Below are 16,034 nucleotides of genomic sequence, written 5' to 3'. Positions count from 1 at the left end.
GGTTCACGCAGAATGTCACATGTCGGCAACACGCTGTAGTGACATGTCGACAAGTCAAGGTGGAATACGTGCAGTTAACAAGGCGTGTGCGGCATTCCGTCGACCTGGAAGGGACCTTGAACGGTTTACCCGTTCCGGTTACGCCTCGATCCTGTTTGCGGATCGAAGTCGGGCGAAACTTCGGGCCAGCAGCCTTGACACGTGCATCTGGGAGACACCCAACTCGGCGCTGATCTGCGACTGCGTCAGATTGCTGTAGTAGCGCAGCAGCAGGATCCGCTGCTCACGTTCGGGTAGCTGGACGAGCAGATGCCGGACCAGATCGCGGTGTTCGACCCCGGCGAGCGCGGGGTCCTCGTAGCCGAGCCGGTCGAGCAGTCCGGGCAGTCCGTCGCCCTCCTGGGCCGCTTCCAGCGACGTCGCGTGGTAGGAGCGGCCCGCCTCGATGCAGGCGAGGACCTCGTCCTCGGAGATCTTCAGCCGTGCGGCGATCTCGGCGGTGGTGGGTGAGCGGCCGTGCGCGGTCGTCAGGTCCTCGGTGGCGCCGGTGACCTGGACCCAGAGCTCGTGAAGCCGCCGCGGTACGTGGACGGTACGTACGTTGTCCCGGAAGTACCGCTTGATCTCGCCGACGACGGTCGGCATCGCGAAGGTCGGGAACTGGACGCCGCGCTCGGGGTCGAACCGGTCGATGGCGTTGATCAGGCCGATCGTGCCCACCTGGACGACGTCCTCCATCGGCTCGTTGCGGCTCCGGAAGCGGGCCGCGGCGTACCGCACGAGGGGGAGGTTCGCCTCGATCAGCGCCGCCCGCACCCTGCCGTGCTCCGGCGACCCCGGTTCCAGCCCCTTGAGCTGCCCGAAGAGGACCTGGGTGAGAGCCCTGGTGTCCGCGCCACGGGTCCGGGCGGGCGGCATCGAACTGTCGGGTGTCTCGGTCTGGACCGTTTGCGCGTCCTGGACAGACTGCGCGTTCTGTACCGGTTGCGCGTTCTGGACAGCCTGCATGTTCGGGGCTGGCTGGAGGGGCTGGGCGGTCTGGGGAGGCACTTGAGGCGCTGTACTGGCCGGCACGATGACGCCACCCCTTTGCGGTCAACTTCGGTCAACTCATCCGTCAAAAGCGGTCATAGCATCACAAGACATGTCCACTGTGTGCAAGCACCGCGCATCCCCGTGTTGGGGTCAAGTTGGTTTAAACGCATGGAAAAGCCCCTCACCGGATCGGTGAAGGGCTTGGGGCGCCCGGACCCTGGGGGTTCGGGCGTCACGACCGGGGGGTCAGAACGGATAGTCGGCGATCACCCAGGTGGCGAAGGACCGCCACTGTCCGGCGGCGGCCTGATGGGCCGGGTGCTCGACGTAGCGCTTCAGTGCGTCCTCGTCGGCGACCGCGGAGTTGATGGCGAAGTCGTACGCGATCGGCCGGTCGGTGATGTTCCAGGCGCATTCCCAGAACTCCAGCTCGGGGATCTTCCCCGCCAGCTCCTGGAACGCCTTCGCCCCGGCGACGACCTGCGGATCATCGCGCTGCACGCCGTCGTTCAGCTTGAACAGGACCAGGTGGCGGATCATGGGGGTCTCCTACTTCACGAGCTCGGTCATGAAATCGCCGACGCCCTGTGCGGCACTCGCAACGCCCTCGAACCCTACCTCGACGAGATCTGCGGCCCGTTTCGGGGACGTGATGATCGTGTACAGCACGAAGACCACAACCATGTAGAGCGCGATCTTCTTCGCTTGCGCCACAGCCCCTGCCTCCCCATCGATCCCCTGTGCAGTCGGGCGATTCTATCCGCACGGATGGTCGTATCCGATGGGGGTTTCCGTGGGGGTTTCCGATGGGTTTTCGATCACACCTCCGATTCGATGCTCGTGTACCGGCGATTGCCTCGCCGCCCTGCACCCCTGCCGACCGACGCCGCGCCCCGCCGAGTTCGCCGCCGGCATCACCACACACGCCCGGTGCTCGTCCCGCAGCGCGCTCTCGATGCACCACTTCTGTCCTGAGGCACACCGCCTCGGCCTGCTCCCCGTGCACGCCCGCGTCGTGGACCCCCGGGGCCGGCCGTCCTCAGTGCGCGTGCCGGTCCGCCTTGTTCATCCATGTGCCGTAGGCCGCCCCGGGCGCCGATTTCGCGATGGGTCTGCTCGACCCTGATCGACCGCCGGCCGAGCGGCCTTCTGAAGTCCTCGTACGGATGGACGTCGTCGAAGCCGATCCGGCGGGTGTCGTCCAGGCCGCAGCCGAAGTGCACCGCGTCGATCCGCGACCAGTGGATGACGCTCATGCACATCGGACAGGGAGCGCATCGGCGGAACAGAAACGGACTTGGCGCGGGGAACAAAAGACCGCCCCCGACCTGCTTTCGCAGGATCAGAGGCGGTCTTCCGAAGCGATAGCGGAGGGATTTGAACCCTCGGCGAGTTTCCCCGCACTCGCTTTCGAGGTCTGCTCGTGCAGGTCAGATGGGAATTCGGTGCTGTTCAGCCCCGTTCATTCACGTAGCCGCGCCCGTCGCGTGAACTGCTCTGGACGGCCCCGGGCGGGGGTGAATGAGACAGGAACTGAGACGGGGCACCTCAGGGCTGACCTGGACTAGTGGCCGCTGCGAACGATCTTCTTCTTGTCGATCTTGTTGAAGCTGTCCTTGATGACTTGGACCTTCTTCTTGTGTGTCTCGTCGCCGACGGTGCAGCGGTTGTTCGCGACGTACTGGTGCGTGGACTGTTCGGCGTTGCCACCGTCTCCGCCATCGGCGCTGCCGAAGTTTGCTGCCCCAAGGCCGACCCCGTCCCCGCCGGTGTTGTCGCCGTACGGGAGCGTACTGACTCCGCCGTGGTAGCCATCCCCGCCCAGACCGACGCCCAGGCCCTTGGCGACCTGGCCGAGCAGCCCGCCGTTGCCGCCGCCGGCATCCACGAGGCTGAAGTTGAACGGGTTGTTGCAGAACACGGTAACGGCGTCATTCTTGTCATGGCTGTCGTCGGCCGAGGCAACTCCGCCGATACTCGCTGTGGCAAAGGCGAGCGGAACCACAATCGCCATACACCTTCGAATCCTCATGCTTTCTCCTTCTCAAGCGCCAGAATTGAGGTCTTGCCATCTCAAACAGATCACCTGTGACAAAGGGTGCGAAACTTACTCGGAAATAGACCCATTCGCGCAGGATTCCCAGGTGAGGCGATAGTCATGAGGGTGATGAAGGCTCACTGGATGTGTGCCTCAACGTTCAGGTGATAAGCGCTCAACGGCCTGTCGTAGGCGTTGATAACCCAAGTTGCCAATCAGACAACCAACAATGTGAGTCACATTATCGAAATCAACATCGATGGCTCCGTCAGCACGGGAAACGGCAATGCCGCGAATACGGCTGGCGGCGGTGGTGGCCGGCAGATCGGGTCGTGGCGCCGGCTCTCGGGCTTCGTCAGGGCGAGGCCCTCGGCCTCGAGTGGGGATGTGGACCTGTGCCGAGGGGTGCTGATGGTGCGTCGGAGTCGTCGGCGCCCTCGCTCCGCCCACGGGTGCGCCGACACATGCGGCAGGAAGGCCGGCTACCGCCCGCAGAGTCTCGGAGAGGGCCGTCATGGCCCTCATGGGGAGGTCCAAAACCGCCATGGCCGCGCGTATCAGCACATGGTCGACTCGGTACGCAGTGACGTTGCCCGACAGGTAGGCGGACTCATCCAGGAGCCGAACGGAGACGGGCCCGACGACGACGGGGCCGCCGGCGTGCCCGTACCGGCCAACTGAGACGGAGCAGCACGAAGGGCCCGGTCCAGATGGACCGGGCCCTTCGTCTACCTGCGGTAGCGGAGGGATTTGAACCCTCGGTGAGTTTCCCCACACTCGCTTTCGAGGCGAGCTCCTTCGGCCGCTCGGACACGCTACCGAGAGAGAGCTTAGACCATCGGGGCCGTGGGTCGAAATCCGATTCCCCGTGACGCCCCGAGCCGGCCCCCGGACCGTGCAGCGGCGGCGCTCCCGGGCGGGGTCAGCGGTCGCGGAAGAAGGCCGTCAGCTGGGCGGAGCAGTCCTCCTCCAGGACTCCGTGGATCACTTCGGGGCGGTGGTTGAGCCGCCGGTCCCGTACGACGTCCCAGAGCGAGCCGGCCGCGCCCGCCTTCTCGTCCCGAGCCCCGTAGACCACACGGGCCACCCGGGACTGCACGAGCGCACCCGCGCACATCGTGCACGGCTCCAGGGTGACCACCAGCGTGCACCCGGCAAGCCGCCATGCACCGAGGGCCGCCGAGGCCCGGCGCAGCGCGACGATCTCGGCGTGCGCGGTCGGGTCGCCGGTCGCCTCGCGTTCGTTGTGCCCTGTGGCGAGCAGGTCGCCGCCCGGGCCGAGAACGACGGCGCCGACCGGCACATCGCCGGCCCGCGCCGCGTGCGCCGCCTCGTCCAGGGCGTGGCGCATGGGCGCCCGCCACGGGTCCCGCACGGGGTCGTGCGGTGGTTCGCCCGTCGGATCGTGCGGTTCTGACGGTCGGTGCGGGCCCGGTCGTTCGGTCACCCGCGGACCCTAACGGACGGTTTCCAGGACCTCGGCCGCTCCCAGCGCGTCCGCGATCTCCGCCAGTGCGTCCGTCCGCAGGAGCAGCAGCTCCTTCTCGGGGAGCCCGAGGTCGGACAGGATCCCGGTGTCGCCGAGGGGACCCGCCGGTACGGCGTCGGCGTCGAGCCCGTCGTCGTCGTTGTCGTCGTTGTCGTCGTTGTCGTTGTCGTTGTCGTCGAGGTCGGTGTCGTTGTTGTCGGTGGTCTGGTCCGGCTCGTCGTCCTCCGTACCGTCGAGGCCGACGAGCTCTTCGAGGGCGGCAATCGCGTCCTCGGCCCCGGGTTCGCGGCCGAGCAGTTCATCGGTGAGCAGGATCTCCCCGTACGAGGAGCGGGCGGCGGCGGACGCGTCCGAGATGTAGATACGGGGGTCCTCCTCACCGTCCACCCGGATGACGCCGAACCAGGCGTCCTCCTGTTCGATGAAGACGAGCACCGTGTCCTCGTCCACCGAGGCCTCACGGGCCAGATCCGTCAGATCGGACAGGGTCTCCACATCGTCGAGCTCCGTGTCGCTCGCTTCCCACCCGTCTTCGGTGCGCGCGAGCAGTGCGGCGAAGTACACCGTGACTCTCCCACTGGTCATAGGGGTGTCGGTCCGGCGGGAGGCCAGTCGGTGATCCGGCTGCCCTGCGTCCCGCCCATCGGAATCGTGGCAGAAAGGAAGCGTTCGCGAGAGGAGTTCGACCGTTGCGTCGGCCATCAGTTGTCGAGGACACCGCTTCGGCGGGGCCGTCCGGCGGCGCTGTCCGGCGGGTTTGGGCGGCTACCAGCGGAAGGTCCGCATCCGCATGGCTTGGCGCATTCGGGCGGCCCGGGCCCGGCGTGGCTGCACCCGGTCGCGCAGTGCCTTCGCCTCGTGGAGCTCGCGCAGAAACTGGGCGCGGCGCCTGCGTCGCTCCGTGTCCGTCTCGGGCGCGTCCAGCGTGTCCCGTGGGCCCTGTGTGGCCTGCGGAACCGACTGGTCCCGATTCTGCTGCTCCCCGTGCGGCATCGGCACATCACCCCCAGGCTGGGTCCGTATGCCCCCACCTTCCCTCCGAACGTGCGGTTGATGCCAGCGCACAGGTGCGGAGACCCCCGCTACTGTTGAGCCCATGCGGATCCACGTCGTCGACCACCCGCTGGTCGCGCACAAGCTCACCACCCTGCGCGACAAGCGCACCGACTCCCCGACCTTCCGGCGGCTCGCCGACGAGCTGGTCACCCTGCTCGCGTACGAGGCCACCCGGGACGTGCGCACCGAGCAGGTCGACATCGAGACCCCGGTGACGCCGACCACCGGCGTGAAACTGTCGTACCCGCGACCGTTGGTCGTGCCGATCCTGCGGGCCGGTCTCGGCATGCTCGACGGCATGGTGCGGCTGCTGCCGACCGCCGAGGTCGGCTTCCTGGGCATGATCCGCAACGAGGAGACGCTCAAGGCGGAGACCTACGCCACGCGGATGCCGGACGACCTCTCGGGCCGCCAGGTGTACGTCCTGGACCCGATGCTCGCCACCGGCGGCACGCTGGTCGCGGCCATCCGGGAGCTGATCAAGCGCGGTGCGGACGATGTCACCGCCGTCGTGCTGCTCGCGGCGCCCGAGGGCGTCGAGGTGATGGAGCGCGAACTGGCCGGTGCACCGGTCACCGTGGTCACCGCCTCGGTCGACGAGCGGCTCAACGAGAACGGCTACATCGTGCCGGGCCTCGGCGACGCGGGCGACCGCATGTACGGCACCGTCGACTAGGACCCGTCAGGCCCTCAGGCGTCACGGTTCGGCGAAGACCTGCGGCTCTCGGGCCCTTTCTGCGGTGTCACCCGCAGGAGGGCGCGGGGGCCGGCTTGTTCAGGACGGCCAGGGCCGCCGCAGCGTCCTTCGGTGTGTTGAGCTTCTTGAACGCCGTACCGATGATCAGATCGACGTCCGCCGTCTTGCGCGTGTCGGTCTTCGGCGTGGTGCCCGCCAACTGCGTACCCAGGACCGGGAACGAGCCGTTCATGGCCGTCGGCGCCCCCACCAGTACCGCGGGCCCGGGAACCTTCTTGTCGTACGCGGCCGAGGCGTTGCCCACCTTGCCGATACGGAAGCCGCGCTTCTTCAGCTCGTCGGCCGCGGCCTTCGCGAGCCCGCCGCGCGGTGTCGCGTTGTAGACGTTGACCGTGATCCCGCCCGGCTTCGGCAGCGCCTTCGCGGGCGCGGACGGCTTGGCGGAGGAGCATGCGGCCGCGCGCCCGGCGGCGCCGGCGTTTCCGTCACCGCCGGTGAAGACGTCGATGAGCTGCAGCGACCCCCATCCGGCCAGCCCGAGGGCCACCACGGAGGCAAGGGAAGCCAGGACCAGTGTCCGGCGGCGTCGAGGGCGGCGCATGCGGGGGTACTTGTCACCCGTGATGCGGTACTTTCCGCCCATGCCGGGGGGAGTCAGCATGCTCATGGGCGCAGCGTAATGCGACCTGGTGAAGATGCGTACTAAATGATCAATGGATGGCGCCCGTCCGAGTGCGAAAGCACTCGAAAGCACCCGAAAAATCGTCCGGCGCGCGCCGTGCGTCAGCCGAGCTCGAGCACGCGGGCGTGCAGAACCTGGCGCTGCTGGAGCGCCGCACGGACCGCGCGGTGCAGCCCGTCCTCCAGATAGAGGTCGCCCTGCCACTTCACGACGTGGGCGAACAGGTCCCCGTAGAACGTCGAGTCCTCGGCCAGGAGCGTTTCGAGGTCCAGCTGCCCCTTGGTCGTCACCAGCTGGTCGAGGCGGACCGGGCGCGGCGCGACATCCGCCCACTGCCGGGTGCTTTCCCGGCCGTGGTCGGGATAAGGCCGCCCATTTCCGATGCGCTTGAAGATCACACGGAAAGCCTACCGGCCAAGGGCCTCCGGGCGCAGCCATGGAGCGGTACTGCGATGCTTGTCGGAGCGCCATAAAAGCAGGCATTCCGGAACAGGGGCCGTGATGAGTGACGTCGGAGAAGCCGCCGGGGTGCTGCCGCAGCCTGCTCAGAAGATCGCCGACGGGTACGCCGTCGACGGAGCCGCCCTCGGTCTGGGTGCGCTGCTCTGGGACGGAGCGTGTCTGCCCGGCGCTCAGATCCGGGTCCCGCTGGGGATGCTCAACCGGCACGGACTCGTCGCGGGCGCCACCGGCACCGGCAAGACGAAGACCCTCCAGCTGATCGCCGAACAGCTGTCGGCGAACGGAGTGCCGGTCTTCCTCGCCGACATCAAGGGAGACGTGTCCGGCATCGCCGCTCCCGGCGAGCCGGGCGGCAAGGTCACCGAGCGGGCCGGGCAGGTCGGGCAGAGCTGGGAGGCCAAGGGCTTCCCCTGCGAGTTCTACGCGCTCGGCGGCATCGGTCCCGGCATTCCGCTGCGGGCGACCGTCACCAGCTTCGGGCCCGTACTGCTCTCCAAGGTGCTCCAGCTCAACCGGACGCAGGAGCAGTCGCTCGGCCTGATCTTCCACTACGCCGACGGCAAGGGCCTGGAGTTGGTGGACCTGAAGGATCTGCGGGCCGTCGTCGCGTTTCTCGTCTCGGACACGGGCAGGCCCGAGCTGAAGGGGATCGGTGGGCTCTCCACGGCCACCGCCGGGGTGATCCTGCGATCGCTCACCGCCTTCGAGCAGCAGGGGGCGGGCGACTTCTTCGGCGAGCCGGAGTTCGACACGGCGGAGCTGCTGCGGCAGGCGCCGGACGGACGAGGGCTGGTCTCCGTACTGGAACTGGCCGCCGTACAGGACAAGCCGCAGCTCTTCTCGACGTTCCTGATGTGGCTGCTCGCGGATCTCTTCCACGATCTGCCGGAGGTCGGCGACCTGGACCGGCCGAAGCTGGTGTTCTTCTTCGACGAGGCGCATCTGCTCTTCGACGGGGCGTCGAAGGCGTTCCTGGACGCGATCACCCAGACCGTGCGGCTGATCCGTTCCAAGGGCGTGGGCATCTTCTTCGTCACGCAGACGCCGCGCGACGTCCCCGGGGATGTTCTGGCGCAGCTCGGCAACCGGGTGCAGCACGCGCTGCGGGCGTTCACGCCGGACGATGCGAAGGCGTTGCGGGCGACGGTGAAGACGTTCCCGAACTCGCCGTACGACCTGGAAGAGCTGCTGACCGGGCTGGGCATCGGCGAGGCGGTGATCACCGTACTGAGCGAGAACGGTGCGCCCACACCGGTCGCCGCTACCCGGCTGCGGTCGCCGCAGTCACTGATGGGGCCGCTCGCCGCGACGCAGCTGGACGCGGCGGTGAAGGGCTCGCCCCTGTACGGGCGTTACGCCGAGGCGGTGGACCGGGAGTCGGCGTACGAGAAGCTCACCGCCGAGCACGAGGCCGAGCAGCAGGCCGCGGCGGGCACGGCGGGCACGGCGGAGGCGGCGGGCAAGGCTGCGAAGAAGGCGAAGAAGGCGCCCAGGCAGCCGGAGGACGACGCCTCGCTGGTGGAACAGGTGGTGGGGAGCGGGATGTTCCGGTCGCTGGCGCGGTCGGTCGGGACGCAGCTGGGGCGGGAGATCTCGCGATCGCTCTTCGGTACGGCACGTCGCCGGCGGTAGGGGGCGGGACCGCTGTCGGGGCCCCCACCCCTCCCCCATCCTGATCTGTCCTGCGGTGACGGCGGTGAGCCGTCCGGGGCTCAGCTCTTCTTTGCGGCCGCCGCCTTCGCCGCGGCCTTCGCCTCCTGCTTGTATGCGCGGACCCTGGCGAGTGAGTCGGGGCCGGTGATGTCGGCGACCGACCGGTGCGACCCCGCCTCCCCGTACGGGCCTGCCGCCGCCCGCCAGCCGGCCGGCCGGACGCCCAGCTGCTTGCCGAGCAGCGCCAGGAAGATCTGTGCCTTCTGGGTGCCGAACCCGGGCAGCGCCTTCAGCCGCTTCAGCAGCTCGGCGCCGGTCCCGGCATCGCCCCACACCGCGTCGGCGTCTCCGTCGTACTCCGCCACCAGGAACTGGCAGAGCTGCTGCACCCGTTTGGCCATGGAGCCCGGATAGCGGTGCAGAGCGGGTTTCGCGGTGAAGAGCTGGGTGAACGCCTCGGGGTCGTAGGCGGCGATCTCGTGGGCGTCCAGGTCGTCGGAACCCATCCGCTGTGCCAGGGTGAACGGGCCGGAGAAGGCCCACTCCATCGGAACCTGCTGGTCCAGCAGCATGCCGATCATGGCCGCCAGCGGGCTGCGGCCGAGGAGTTCGTCCGCCTCCGGCTGCTGGGCGATCTGCAAGGTATGGGCCGTGCTCCCGTTGCTCTGTGTCATGTCTTCGATCATCGCGACATGGGCGGGCGACGGCGAGTCCAGACGCGGCCGACGCGCGCCTGCTGCGACTGAAGGGGTATCCGAAGGCGGCTGCCGAGGCTCACACATCGCCTCCGCCGTCGAGGATCGGCCGGATGACGACGGGGTGGACGGGGGCGCCGTCGGGAGCCGGGCACCGCGCGATGCGCGCCGCGATCTCCGTGACCCGCTCCAGGCTCTCGCAGTCGAGCACCCAGAACCCGGCGAGCAGCTCCTGGGTCTCCCCGTACGGCGACCACATCCAGCTTCAGGGTGTTGCCCTGCCTGGCGGTGAAGACGATGTTCTGCTCGCCCGGGTGACTGCCCTGGCTGTCGTTGCCGTACACCTGCCAGGTCGGGTGGGACCAGGTCTGGCCGCCCGGGTTCCTGGCGACGGTCTTCCGGCCGGTGCCGTCGGCCGCGGCGACCACCAGATCGCCGTGACCGTCGACGAAAGCGGCCCTGGAGCCGTCGGGGGACCAGGCGAGATCCCGTACCGCGGTGCCGAAGTCGACGGAAGTGCCTTTCATGAGGACGGTGTTCGAGCCGTTGCTGATGGTCAGCCGGTTCGCCTTTGACGTGCCGTTCATCCCGCTCCCGGCCGGCGTGCCGCCACCCGGCCCGGCCGGAGCGGAGGTGCCCGTAGCGGAGGTGCCCGGGGACGAGGTGTTCGGAGCGGTGCTCGACGCGGCGTCCGCGGAACTCGACGGATCGCAGGCGGCGAGGAACATCGCGCTGCTGGTGGTGATCAGGGTTGTCGCGGCAATGGCGGCGAGGCGGCTGCGTGCAGGCATGACTCTGCACCCCCCTGGACTGAGCTGTGTGAGGGGAGAAGAGTGCCAGTCGTCTGCTGCGGAATCGATGCGGAAACCGTCACGGCGGCACAACAGCGCCCATCCCCGATGAGCCCTTTTCCAAAAAGAATTGATGGAACATCAGGATGGGTGGGATCTGCGGCGACGGCGCACCCGGCCCCCCGCTCTCCCGTGCAGTGGGAGCGCAAGGAGCCGGGGGAGGGGCGGCCTCGGCGAGACCGCCCCCCGACGTGTCACCGGCTCGGCCGGCCTGTCCGGAGCCGGGTCCCCGCAGTGAGGACCCGGACTCTGCGGGCGGGTCAGAAGCCGCAGTACACCAGGCTTCCGTAGTCGCTCAGGAGGTCGTCGCGGACCCACCCGTAGGTACCCGTGCTGTCGTTCCTGAGGTACGTCCAGGTGTAGTCGCCGGCCACCGTGTAGCAGTGGTAGTCCAGCTTGTGCCCGGAGTACGCGATTCCGTTGATCGCGCAGCCGGTGCTGGAACCACTACGTTCGTTGGCCCCGCCGGCCGTGGCGTTCCAGGCGCTGCTGTCCTTGTCGGCGACGGTCTTGCCGCAGGCGGCGGACGCCACCGCCGGGGTGGTGGAGAGCGCGATCGGAATACTCGCGGCCACCGCCACGAGCGCGGGCAGGACGACTGCGATTCGACGCTTCATTGGATCCCCCATCGTTGACTTCTGTTTTCGCTGCTCCCGTGTGGCAGGTGCTCCTGGAAAGGAGGCAGCGACCGCTGCATCACCGGGGATGCGAGTGGCGCTAGTACGATTTCGAACCGAAAATTCTGAAGAAAGGATTCCGCCCACAGATGGCCATTTTTGATTCCAGTGAGGCCGAAAGATCGCAGGGCGAAAACAGGACATGGGAGGGGTGCGAGGCCAATTCGAATGGCCCGAAAGGCATGTGCGCGGCAGCCCTCGGTTTCCGCGTTCGGCGGCGACGGCCCTGGCCGAATGAGGCCTGTGAGGGAGTGGCTCGAGGATCGACTTCGGCCATTTTCTTGTGCGGAATCGGCCACGTCATTTTCGATTCATCCGTGGAGGATTTAGTTCCGAATGAGGGTTTGAGCATTGCTCATTCGTCCCGGCCGTTGACCGGGTACTCTGTGAAATTCCAGCCGGAGGAGTCCCGTTGAGTGCTCGCATACTGGTCGCCGAAGATGACGTGAAACAGGCGCGACTGATCAGGATCTATCTGGAGCGGGAGGGGAACGAGGTCCAGGTCGTCGCCGACGGCCGTTCGGCGGTCGACCGGGCCAGATCCACCCGGCCCGATCTCATCGTGCTCGACGTGATGATGCCGAACGTCGACGGTCTCGACGTGTGCCGCATCCTGCGCGCCGAATCCCAGGTGCCCATCCTGCTGCTCACCGCGCGGACCACGGAGGAGGACATGCTCCTCGGGCTCGACCTCGGGGCCGACGACTACATGACCAAGCCGTACAGCCCGAGGGAGCTGACTGCTCGGGTCAGGGCACTGCTGCGGAGGGCGAAGTCGGCCGGGGGTGACGAGTCCGCTGTGCTCGCGGTCGGGGATCTGGAGGTGGACACCGCCCGCTTCGAAGTGCGAGTGGCAGGGGCACCGGTGGTGCTGACCGGCAAGGAGTTCGCGATCCTGACCGTGCTGGCGGGGGAGCCCGGGCGGGTGTTCACCAGGGCGCAGATCATCGACCGGGTCTTCGGGTTCGATCAGAACGTCCTGGAGCGCACGGTCGATGCCCATGTGATGAATCTGCGGCGGAAGCTGGAGAAGGGCCGAGAAGGCGCCCGGTATGTGGAGACCGTCTACGGGCGGGGCTACCGGCTGGCGGGCGGGCCCAGGGAGACGCGGTGAGTCTGCGGTTGCGGGTCATCGGCCTGCTCATGCTGGTCGCCATGGCCGCCACGGCGGCCACCGCTTGGCTGACGCTACGTCAGGTGACCAGTCAGGTACGCGAGTCCGATCGTGCGGGGCGGCAGGAGGTGTCCCGGATCACCGGCGAGCTCCATGCGTACGGCTTCGCACACGGCACCTGGGAAGGCGTCTCGCCGACGGTCGCGGAGCTGGAGAGGGACACCGGACAACGCATCCGGGTCACCACGGAGTCCGACGTGCTGCTGGCCGATTCCGACGCCCTCGCAGGCCGCGAGCCCCGCGCGGTGAGCAGCCGGCCCCCGGTCCCCGTCGACCCGCGCCCCGAACTGCGGTTCCCCCAGGGGAAGGTGCCGCTGGCCTCGGTCAAACTCACCGTGACCGCGATCGGTGAGTACCGTGCCGTGGCGGCGTACCAGACCTGCCTGACCCGGGCGGGCGTCAGGATGACGGCCCGGCCGAACAGCTTCGGAATCCCCCGGATCAGTACGGACCGCCGCCCACCCCAGTGCAAGGAGCCGGCCGGCGATGCGGATCCGGGCGCCGCCCAGGATCACGACGCCGCCTCGACCTGTGTGTCCGACCCGCGTCTCGCAGCATGTCTGCAGCGAGTTTTCGACGAGCGGACGGCGTCCGTCGCGCCGCCGCGCCTTCAGGTACGCCTCGGCGTACGGGACGAATCGCCGGCCACTTTGGCCGCCGCGCCCACGGTGGCTGTCGCGGTCGGGGTCGGCCTTGCCGTCATCCTCGGCGGACTGCTCCTGAGCAGGGCGGTGCTGCGCCCGGTGCGAGCCCTGACCCTGGCAGCCCGGGGGCTGGGGGAAGGGGACCTGGAGCGGCGGGTCCCCGCCTCGGGTCGCGACGAGATCGCCGAACTCGGACGTGCCTTCAACAGGATGGCCGACTCCGTCCAGACCGGCGAGGAGCGTCAGCGCCGTCTCATCGGCGACATCGCACATGAGCTCCGTACCCCGCTGGCCAATCTGCGCGGCTATCTGGAAGCGCTGCAGGACGGGTTCGTCGAGCCGACCCCCGAACTGCTCGACTCCCTCCACGAGGAGGCGATGCTGCAGCAGCGGATCGTGGACGATCTGCAGGACCTGGCGCTGGCCGAGGCCGGTGCACTCACCTACCACCACGCGGTCGTCGATCTGCTCGACGTCCTCGACACCTGTCGCACCGCCCATCGGGCCCAGGCCGAGGCAGCCGGTGTGTCCCTGGAGCTGGAGGGGCCGCAGCGGGTGTACGTGGACGCCGATACGGACCGACTGCGTCAGGTCGTCGGCAATCTCATCGGCAACGCGCTGCGGGCCACGCCGCCGGGTGGCACCGTGACGCTGGCTCTGGTCCGGCACGGCGAGTCGGCGGTCCTTCAGGTGCGGGACACCGGGAAGGGGATACCGGCCGAGCATCTGCCGCACCTCTTCGACCGCTTCTGGCGGGCGGATGCGGCCCGGGGCCGCGCCACCGGCGGCAGTGGTCTGGGGCTTTCCATCGCCCGGCAGATCGTGACCGATCACCGGGGGACGATCGACGTGGAGAGCACGGTGGGTGCCGGGACGACCTTCACCGTCGTGCTCTCCACGGTCCCGGCGGCCGCCCGGTGACCCGGTCCGTCCGGCCGGGGAGGAGTGCGGTCGGGTCAGGAACCCGCGAGGGCCTGTGTGGGGGCCAGGCGCCCGGCCCGTACTGCCGGGTAGAGCCCGGCGACCGCCCCGATCAGCAGTGTGACGGCGATCCCGGCAGCCGCCGCCCACGCCGGTACCTCCGTCGGCCATCCCCGTACGTATGCGTACCCGGCGGTGATGGCCGTGCCGAGGACCGTGCCGCCGAGCCCGCCCAGCGCGGACAACAGCAGTGACTCCGAGACGAACTGGCCCCGGATCTGGCCGCTGGTGGCGCCGAGGGCCCTGCGCAGGCCGATCTCGGGGCGCCGTTCGAGCACCGAGATGACCATGGTGTTGCCCACGCCGACCCCGCCCACCAGGAGCGCGACCCCGCCGAGGCCGAGCAGCAGCCCGGTCAGCGCCGACTCCGTGGCCTCCCGCGCGGCCAAGGCGTCGGACGGCCGGGAGACCAGCACGCCGCTCGGCTTCTCGGGGTTCGCCGTCGCCGCGAGCACATCCCGCACCGCCGTCACCTGGTCGTCCCTGGCGCGCACGTAGACGGTGGACGGATGGCCGTCGAAGCCCAGATACGTCTGGGCGGCCTGCCAGCCGACCAGTGCCGAACTGTCCACCTCAGGTGCCAGCGGCATCGGTTCGAGCACCCCGACCAGGGAGAACCACTTCCCGCCCAGCCACAGCCGCGTCCCCGGGGTGTAGACGTCGAGTCGCCGGGCCGCCTGGGCGCCGAGCACCACGGCCGGAAACTCCTCGGTGGCCGACTCGAGCCACCGGCCGGTGCGCACCTTTCCGCCGATCGCCGGCAGCAGGTGCGAGCCGGCTGCGGCGACCTCGACGCTGCTGGTCCGCCCTACCGGCACATGCTCGTTGCGGTAGACGGCGGCGCCCTTGACCGTGCCGGTCGCCGCCACCTGCTGCACCGGACCGATACGCCCGATCATGGGCACCGCCTCCTCGGGAAGGCGGGTCGTCTCGCCGTCGGGGGTCTGGCCCGGGGCGACGCGCAGCATGTTGGTGCCCAGCCGGTCGAGCCGGCGGTCGACCTCGGCCCGGCTGGAGCTGGAGATACCGACGACGGCGACCATCGCCGCCACACCGATCGCGATGCCCAGCGCGGACAGGAACACACGCAGCGGCCGGGTCCGCAGCCCGGTTCCGCCGAGGCGGACGATGTCGGCGGGGCTCAGCCGGGCAGGGCGCAGTGCGGCTGCCCGGCGCCTGCGGCTCATCTCCGGACTCCGGTGCGGGGCACCGGGGAAAGGCCGCTGTCGGCCACGATCCGGCCGTCGCGCATCTCGACCTTCCGGTCGAACGCCTCGGCCATCTCCCGGTCGTGTGTGATGACCACCACCGTGGTTCCGGCCGCGTGCAACTCCCGCAGCAGCTCCAGAACCGCCGCGCCGGAGGCCGAGTCGAGGTTGCCGGTGGGTTCGTCGGCGAGCAGCAGGGCCGGTTCGCCGATGACTGCGCGGGCGACCGCGGCCCGTTGGCGTTCGCCCCCGGAGAGCTGGTGGGGGAGGTGGTCGAGCCGGTGATCGAGTCCCACTCGGGTCAGTGCCCGTGCGGCTCTGCGCCGGCGTTCCCGCAGGGGCACGCCCGCGTACAGCAGGCCGTCGGCGACCGTGTCCAGCACAGGTACCCCCACGGCCAGGTGGAACTGCTGGAAGACAAAGCCGATCCGCTGGGCCCGCAGCGCGGAGACCTCGCGGTCGGACAGCTCGGCGATCTCGTGACCGTCAATGGCGATCCGGCCGGCGGACGGCCTGTCCAGGGTTCCCATCAGATGCAGCATCGTCGATTTGCCCGAGCCGGAAGGGCCGACGACACAGGCAAGTTCTCCGTACTGGATGGCCAGGTCGACCCCGCTGACGGCGGTGACGCGTCCGGGGTAGGTCTTCGACACCGCGGTGAACGCGACGACCGGGGTATCGGGCATGCCGGG

At 69.0% G+C, this 16,034-nt stretch carries 18 protein-coding genes, 1 tRNA gene and 2 pseudogenes; 6 read left to right on the top strand and 15 right to left on the bottom strand.

The window, feature by feature from the left end; translation table 11 throughout:
* Positions 1–138: 138 nt before the first annotated feature.
* The 4 genes from LRD69_RS15340 to LRD69_RS15325 form a co-directional block, all read right to left on the bottom strand.
* A complete protein-coding gene (locus LRD69_RS15340; protein WP_277329747.1) occupies positions 139–918 on the bottom strand; it encodes an RNA polymerase sigma factor SigF in 780 nt (259 codons plus the stop codon).
* 363 nt (positions 919–1,281) lie between these two features.
* Entirely contained in the window at positions 1,282–1,575 is a 294-nt protein-coding gene (locus LRD69_RS15335) for a Dabb family protein (RefSeq protein ID WP_277327120.1), read from the bottom strand.
* Positions 1,576–1,584: 9 nt separating this feature from the next.
* Positions 1,585–1,749 (bottom strand): hypothetical protein, encoded by a 165-nt coding sequence (locus tag LRD69_RS15330; RefSeq protein WP_277327119.1) that lies wholly within the window; start codon positions 1,747–1,749, stop codon positions 1,585–1,587.
* Between the two features lie 850 nt (positions 1,750–2,599).
* Entirely contained in the window at positions 2,600–3,049 is a 450-nt protein-coding gene (locus LRD69_RS15325; RefSeq protein ID WP_277327118.1) for a hypothetical protein, read from the bottom strand.
* 356 nt (positions 3,050–3,405) lie between these two features.
* Here LRD69_RS15325 and LRD69_RS15320 point away from each other — a divergent pair.
* Positions 3,406–3,754, top strand: a pseudogene (locus LRD69_RS15320) (site-specific integrase); the annotation flags it as partial.
* A 54-nt stretch (positions 3,755–3,808) separates the two neighbouring features.
* Here LRD69_RS15320 and LRD69_RS15315 read toward each other — a convergent pair.
* The 4 genes from LRD69_RS15315 to LRD69_RS15300 all read right to left on the bottom strand — a co-directional run bounded on the left by LRD69_RS15315 (position 3,809) and on the right by LRD69_RS15300 (position 5,555).
* Positions 3,809–3,893: transfer RNA gene (locus tag LRD69_RS15315), tRNA-Ser, on the bottom strand.
* A 102-nt stretch (positions 3,894–3,995) separates the two neighbouring features.
* Positions 3,996–4,424, bottom strand: a complete 429-nt coding sequence (gene tadA / locus LRD69_RS15310) for a tRNA adenosine(34) deaminase TadA (RefSeq protein ID WP_277329746.1) — start codon at positions 4,422–4,424, stop codon at positions 3,996–3,998.
* Between the two features lie 105 nt (positions 4,425–4,529).
* Positions 4,530–5,126, bottom strand: coding sequence for a hypothetical protein (locus LRD69_RS15305; RefSeq protein ID WP_277329745.1), 597 nt, complete (start codon positions 5,124–5,126; stop codon positions 4,530–4,532).
* A 201-nt stretch (positions 5,127–5,327) separates the two neighbouring features.
* Positions 5,328–5,555, bottom strand: coding sequence for a hypothetical protein (locus tag LRD69_RS15300; protein WP_277327117.1), 228 nt, complete (start codon positions 5,553–5,555; stop codon positions 5,328–5,330).
* A 103-nt stretch (positions 5,556–5,658) separates the two neighbouring features.
* Here LRD69_RS15300 and upp point away from each other — a divergent pair, with 103 nt between their 5' ends.
* Positions 5,659–6,294, top strand: coding sequence for a uracil phosphoribosyltransferase (gene upp, locus LRD69_RS15295; protein WP_277327116.1), 636 nt, complete (start codon positions 5,659–5,661; stop codon positions 6,292–6,294).
* Positions 6,295–6,361: 67 nt separating this feature from the next.
* On the opposite strand, the gene LRD69_RS15290 is transcribed toward upp, so the two are convergent.
* A complete protein-coding gene (locus tag LRD69_RS15290) occupies positions 6,362–6,958 on the bottom strand; it encodes a LytR C-terminal domain-containing protein (RefSeq protein ID WP_277329744.1) in 597 nt (198 codons plus the stop codon).
* Positions 6,959–7,098: 140 nt separating this feature from the next.
* Positions 7,099–7,395 (bottom strand): type II toxin-antitoxin system VapB family antitoxin, encoded by a 297-nt coding sequence (locus LRD69_RS15285; protein ID WP_003955420.1) that lies wholly within the window; start codon positions 7,393–7,395, stop codon positions 7,099–7,101.
* A 103-nt stretch (positions 7,396–7,498) separates the two neighbouring features.
* Between LRD69_RS15285 and LRD69_RS15280 the strand changes: the two genes are divergently transcribed.
* On the top strand, positions 7,499–9,091 hold the full coding sequence (locus LRD69_RS15280) for a helicase HerA-like domain-containing protein (protein WP_277327115.1): 1,593 nt from the start codon (positions 7,499–7,501) through the stop codon (positions 9,089–9,091).
* Between the two features lie 80 nt (positions 9,092–9,171).
* Here LRD69_RS15280 and LRD69_RS15275 read toward each other — a convergent pair whose 3' ends face one another.
* Together LRD69_RS15275 and LRD69_RS15270 are read right to left on the bottom strand one after the other, a co-directional pair.
* The gene (locus LRD69_RS15275) at positions 9,172–9,786 is read right to left on the bottom strand and encodes an HhH-GPD-type base excision DNA repair protein (protein WP_277327114.1); all 615 of its coding nucleotides are present in this window, start codon (positions 9,784–9,786) and stop codon (positions 9,172–9,174) included.
* Positions 9,787–9,886: 100 nt separating this feature from the next.
* Positions 9,887–10,057 (bottom strand): annotated as a pseudogene (locus LRD69_RS15270) (YciI family protein); the annotation flags it as partial.
* Positions 10,058–10,332: 275 nt separating this feature from the next.
* Between LRD69_RS15270 and LRD69_RS15265 the strand changes: the two are divergent.
* Complete coding sequence (locus LRD69_RS15265; RefSeq protein WP_277327113.1) at positions 10,333–10,710, top strand: hypothetical protein; 378 nt, start codon at positions 10,333–10,335, stop codon at positions 10,708–10,710.
* Positions 10,711–10,918: 208 nt separating this feature from the next.
* On the opposite strand, the gene LRD69_RS15260 is transcribed toward LRD69_RS15265, so the two are convergent.
* Complete coding sequence (locus LRD69_RS15260) at positions 10,919–11,275, bottom strand: SH3 domain-containing protein (RefSeq protein ID WP_277327112.1); 357 nt, start codon at positions 11,273–11,275, stop codon at positions 10,919–10,921.
* A gap of 472 nt (positions 11,276–11,747) precedes the next feature.
* On the opposite strand from LRD69_RS15260, the gene LRD69_RS15255 reads away from it, so the two are divergent.
* Entirely contained in the window at positions 11,748–12,449 is a 702-nt protein-coding gene (locus LRD69_RS15255; protein ID WP_277327111.1) for a response regulator transcription factor, read from the top strand.
* A complete protein-coding gene (locus LRD69_RS15250) occupies positions 12,446–14,074 on the top strand; it encodes an ATP-binding protein (protein WP_277327110.1) in 1,629 nt (542 codons plus the stop codon). The genes LRD69_RS15255 and LRD69_RS15250 overlap by 4 nt, the downstream gene beginning before the upstream one ends.
* A gap of 35 nt (positions 14,075–14,109) precedes the next feature.
* Here LRD69_RS15250 and LRD69_RS15245 read toward each other — a convergent pair whose 3' ends face one another.
* Positions 14,110–15,321: an ABC transporter permease gene (locus LRD69_RS15245; RefSeq protein WP_277327109.1), complete on the bottom strand. Its 1,212-nt coding sequence runs from the start codon at positions 15,319–15,321 to the stop codon at positions 14,110–14,112.
* Positions 15,318–16,028 carry an ABC transporter ATP-binding protein gene (locus LRD69_RS15240; protein WP_277327108.1) on the bottom strand — a complete coding sequence of 237 codons (711 nt, stop codon included), beginning with the start codon at positions 16,026–16,028 and terminating at the stop codon, positions 15,318–15,320. Before LRD69_RS15240 ends, LRD69_RS15245 begins: the two co-directional genes overlap by 4 nt.
* Positions 16,029–16,034: the final 6 nt, after the last annotated feature.

Source organism: Streptomyces sp. JH14, from assembly GCF_029428675.1.
GTDB lineage: Bacteria > Actinomycetota > Actinomycetes > Streptomycetales > Streptomycetaceae > Streptomyces.
The sequence above is the reverse complement of the archived record's forward strand: the minus strand, read 5'-3'. Positions and strand labels throughout refer to the sequence as shown.

Excerpts from the sequence above, each read along its gene's own strand:
- LRD69_RS15325 (WP_277327118.1), bottom strand. The coding sequence starts at position 3,049 with ATGGCGATTGTGGTTCCGCTCGCCTTTGCCACAGCGAGTATCGGCGGA.
- LRD69_RS15290 (WP_277329744.1), bottom strand. The coding sequence starts at position 6,958 with ATGGGCGGAAAGTACCGCATCACGGGTGACAAGTACCCCCGCATGCGC.
- LRD69_RS15265 (WP_277327113.1), top strand. The coding sequence starts at position 10,333 with ATGAGGACGGTGTTCGAGCCGTTGCTGATGGTCAGCCGGTTCGCCTTT.
- LRD69_RS15260 (WP_277327112.1), bottom strand. The coding sequence starts at position 11,275 with ATGAAGCGTCGAATCGCAGTCGTCCTGCCCGCGCTCGTGGCGGTGGCC.
- LRD69_RS15275 (WP_277327114.1), bottom strand. The coding sequence starts at position 9,786 with ATGACACAGAGCAACGGGAGCACGGCCCATACCTTGCAGATCGCCCAG.
- tadA (WP_277329746.1), bottom strand. The coding sequence starts at position 4,424 with ATGCGCCACGCCCTGGACGAGGCGGCGCACGCGGCGCGGGCCGGCGAT.
- LRD69_RS15335 (WP_277327120.1), bottom strand. The coding sequence starts at position 1,575 with ATGATCCGCCACCTGGTCCTGTTCAAGCTGAACGACGGCGTGCAGCGC.
- LRD69_RS15300 (WP_277327117.1), bottom strand. The coding sequence starts at position 5,555 with ATGCCGCACGGGGAGCAGCAGAATCGGGACCAGTCGGTTCCGCAGGCC.
- LRD69_RS15280 (WP_277327115.1), top strand. The coding sequence starts at position 7,499 with ATGAGTGACGTCGGAGAAGCCGCCGGGGTGCTGCCGCAGCCTGCTCAG.
- LRD69_RS15245 (WP_277327109.1), bottom strand. The coding sequence starts at position 15,321 with ATGAGCCGCAGGCGCCGGGCAGCCGCACTGCGCCCTGCCCGGCTGAGC.
- LRD69_RS15340 (WP_277329747.1), bottom strand. The coding sequence starts at position 918 with ATGCCGCCCGCCCGGACCCGTGGCGCGGACACCAGGGCTCTCACCCAG.
- upp (WP_277327116.1), top strand. The coding sequence starts at position 5,659 with ATGCGGATCCACGTCGTCGACCACCCGCTGGTCGCGCACAAGCTCACC.
- LRD69_RS15240 (WP_277327108.1), bottom strand. The coding sequence starts at position 16,028 with ATGCCCGATACCCCGGTCGTCGCGTTCACCGCGGTGTCGAAGACCTAC.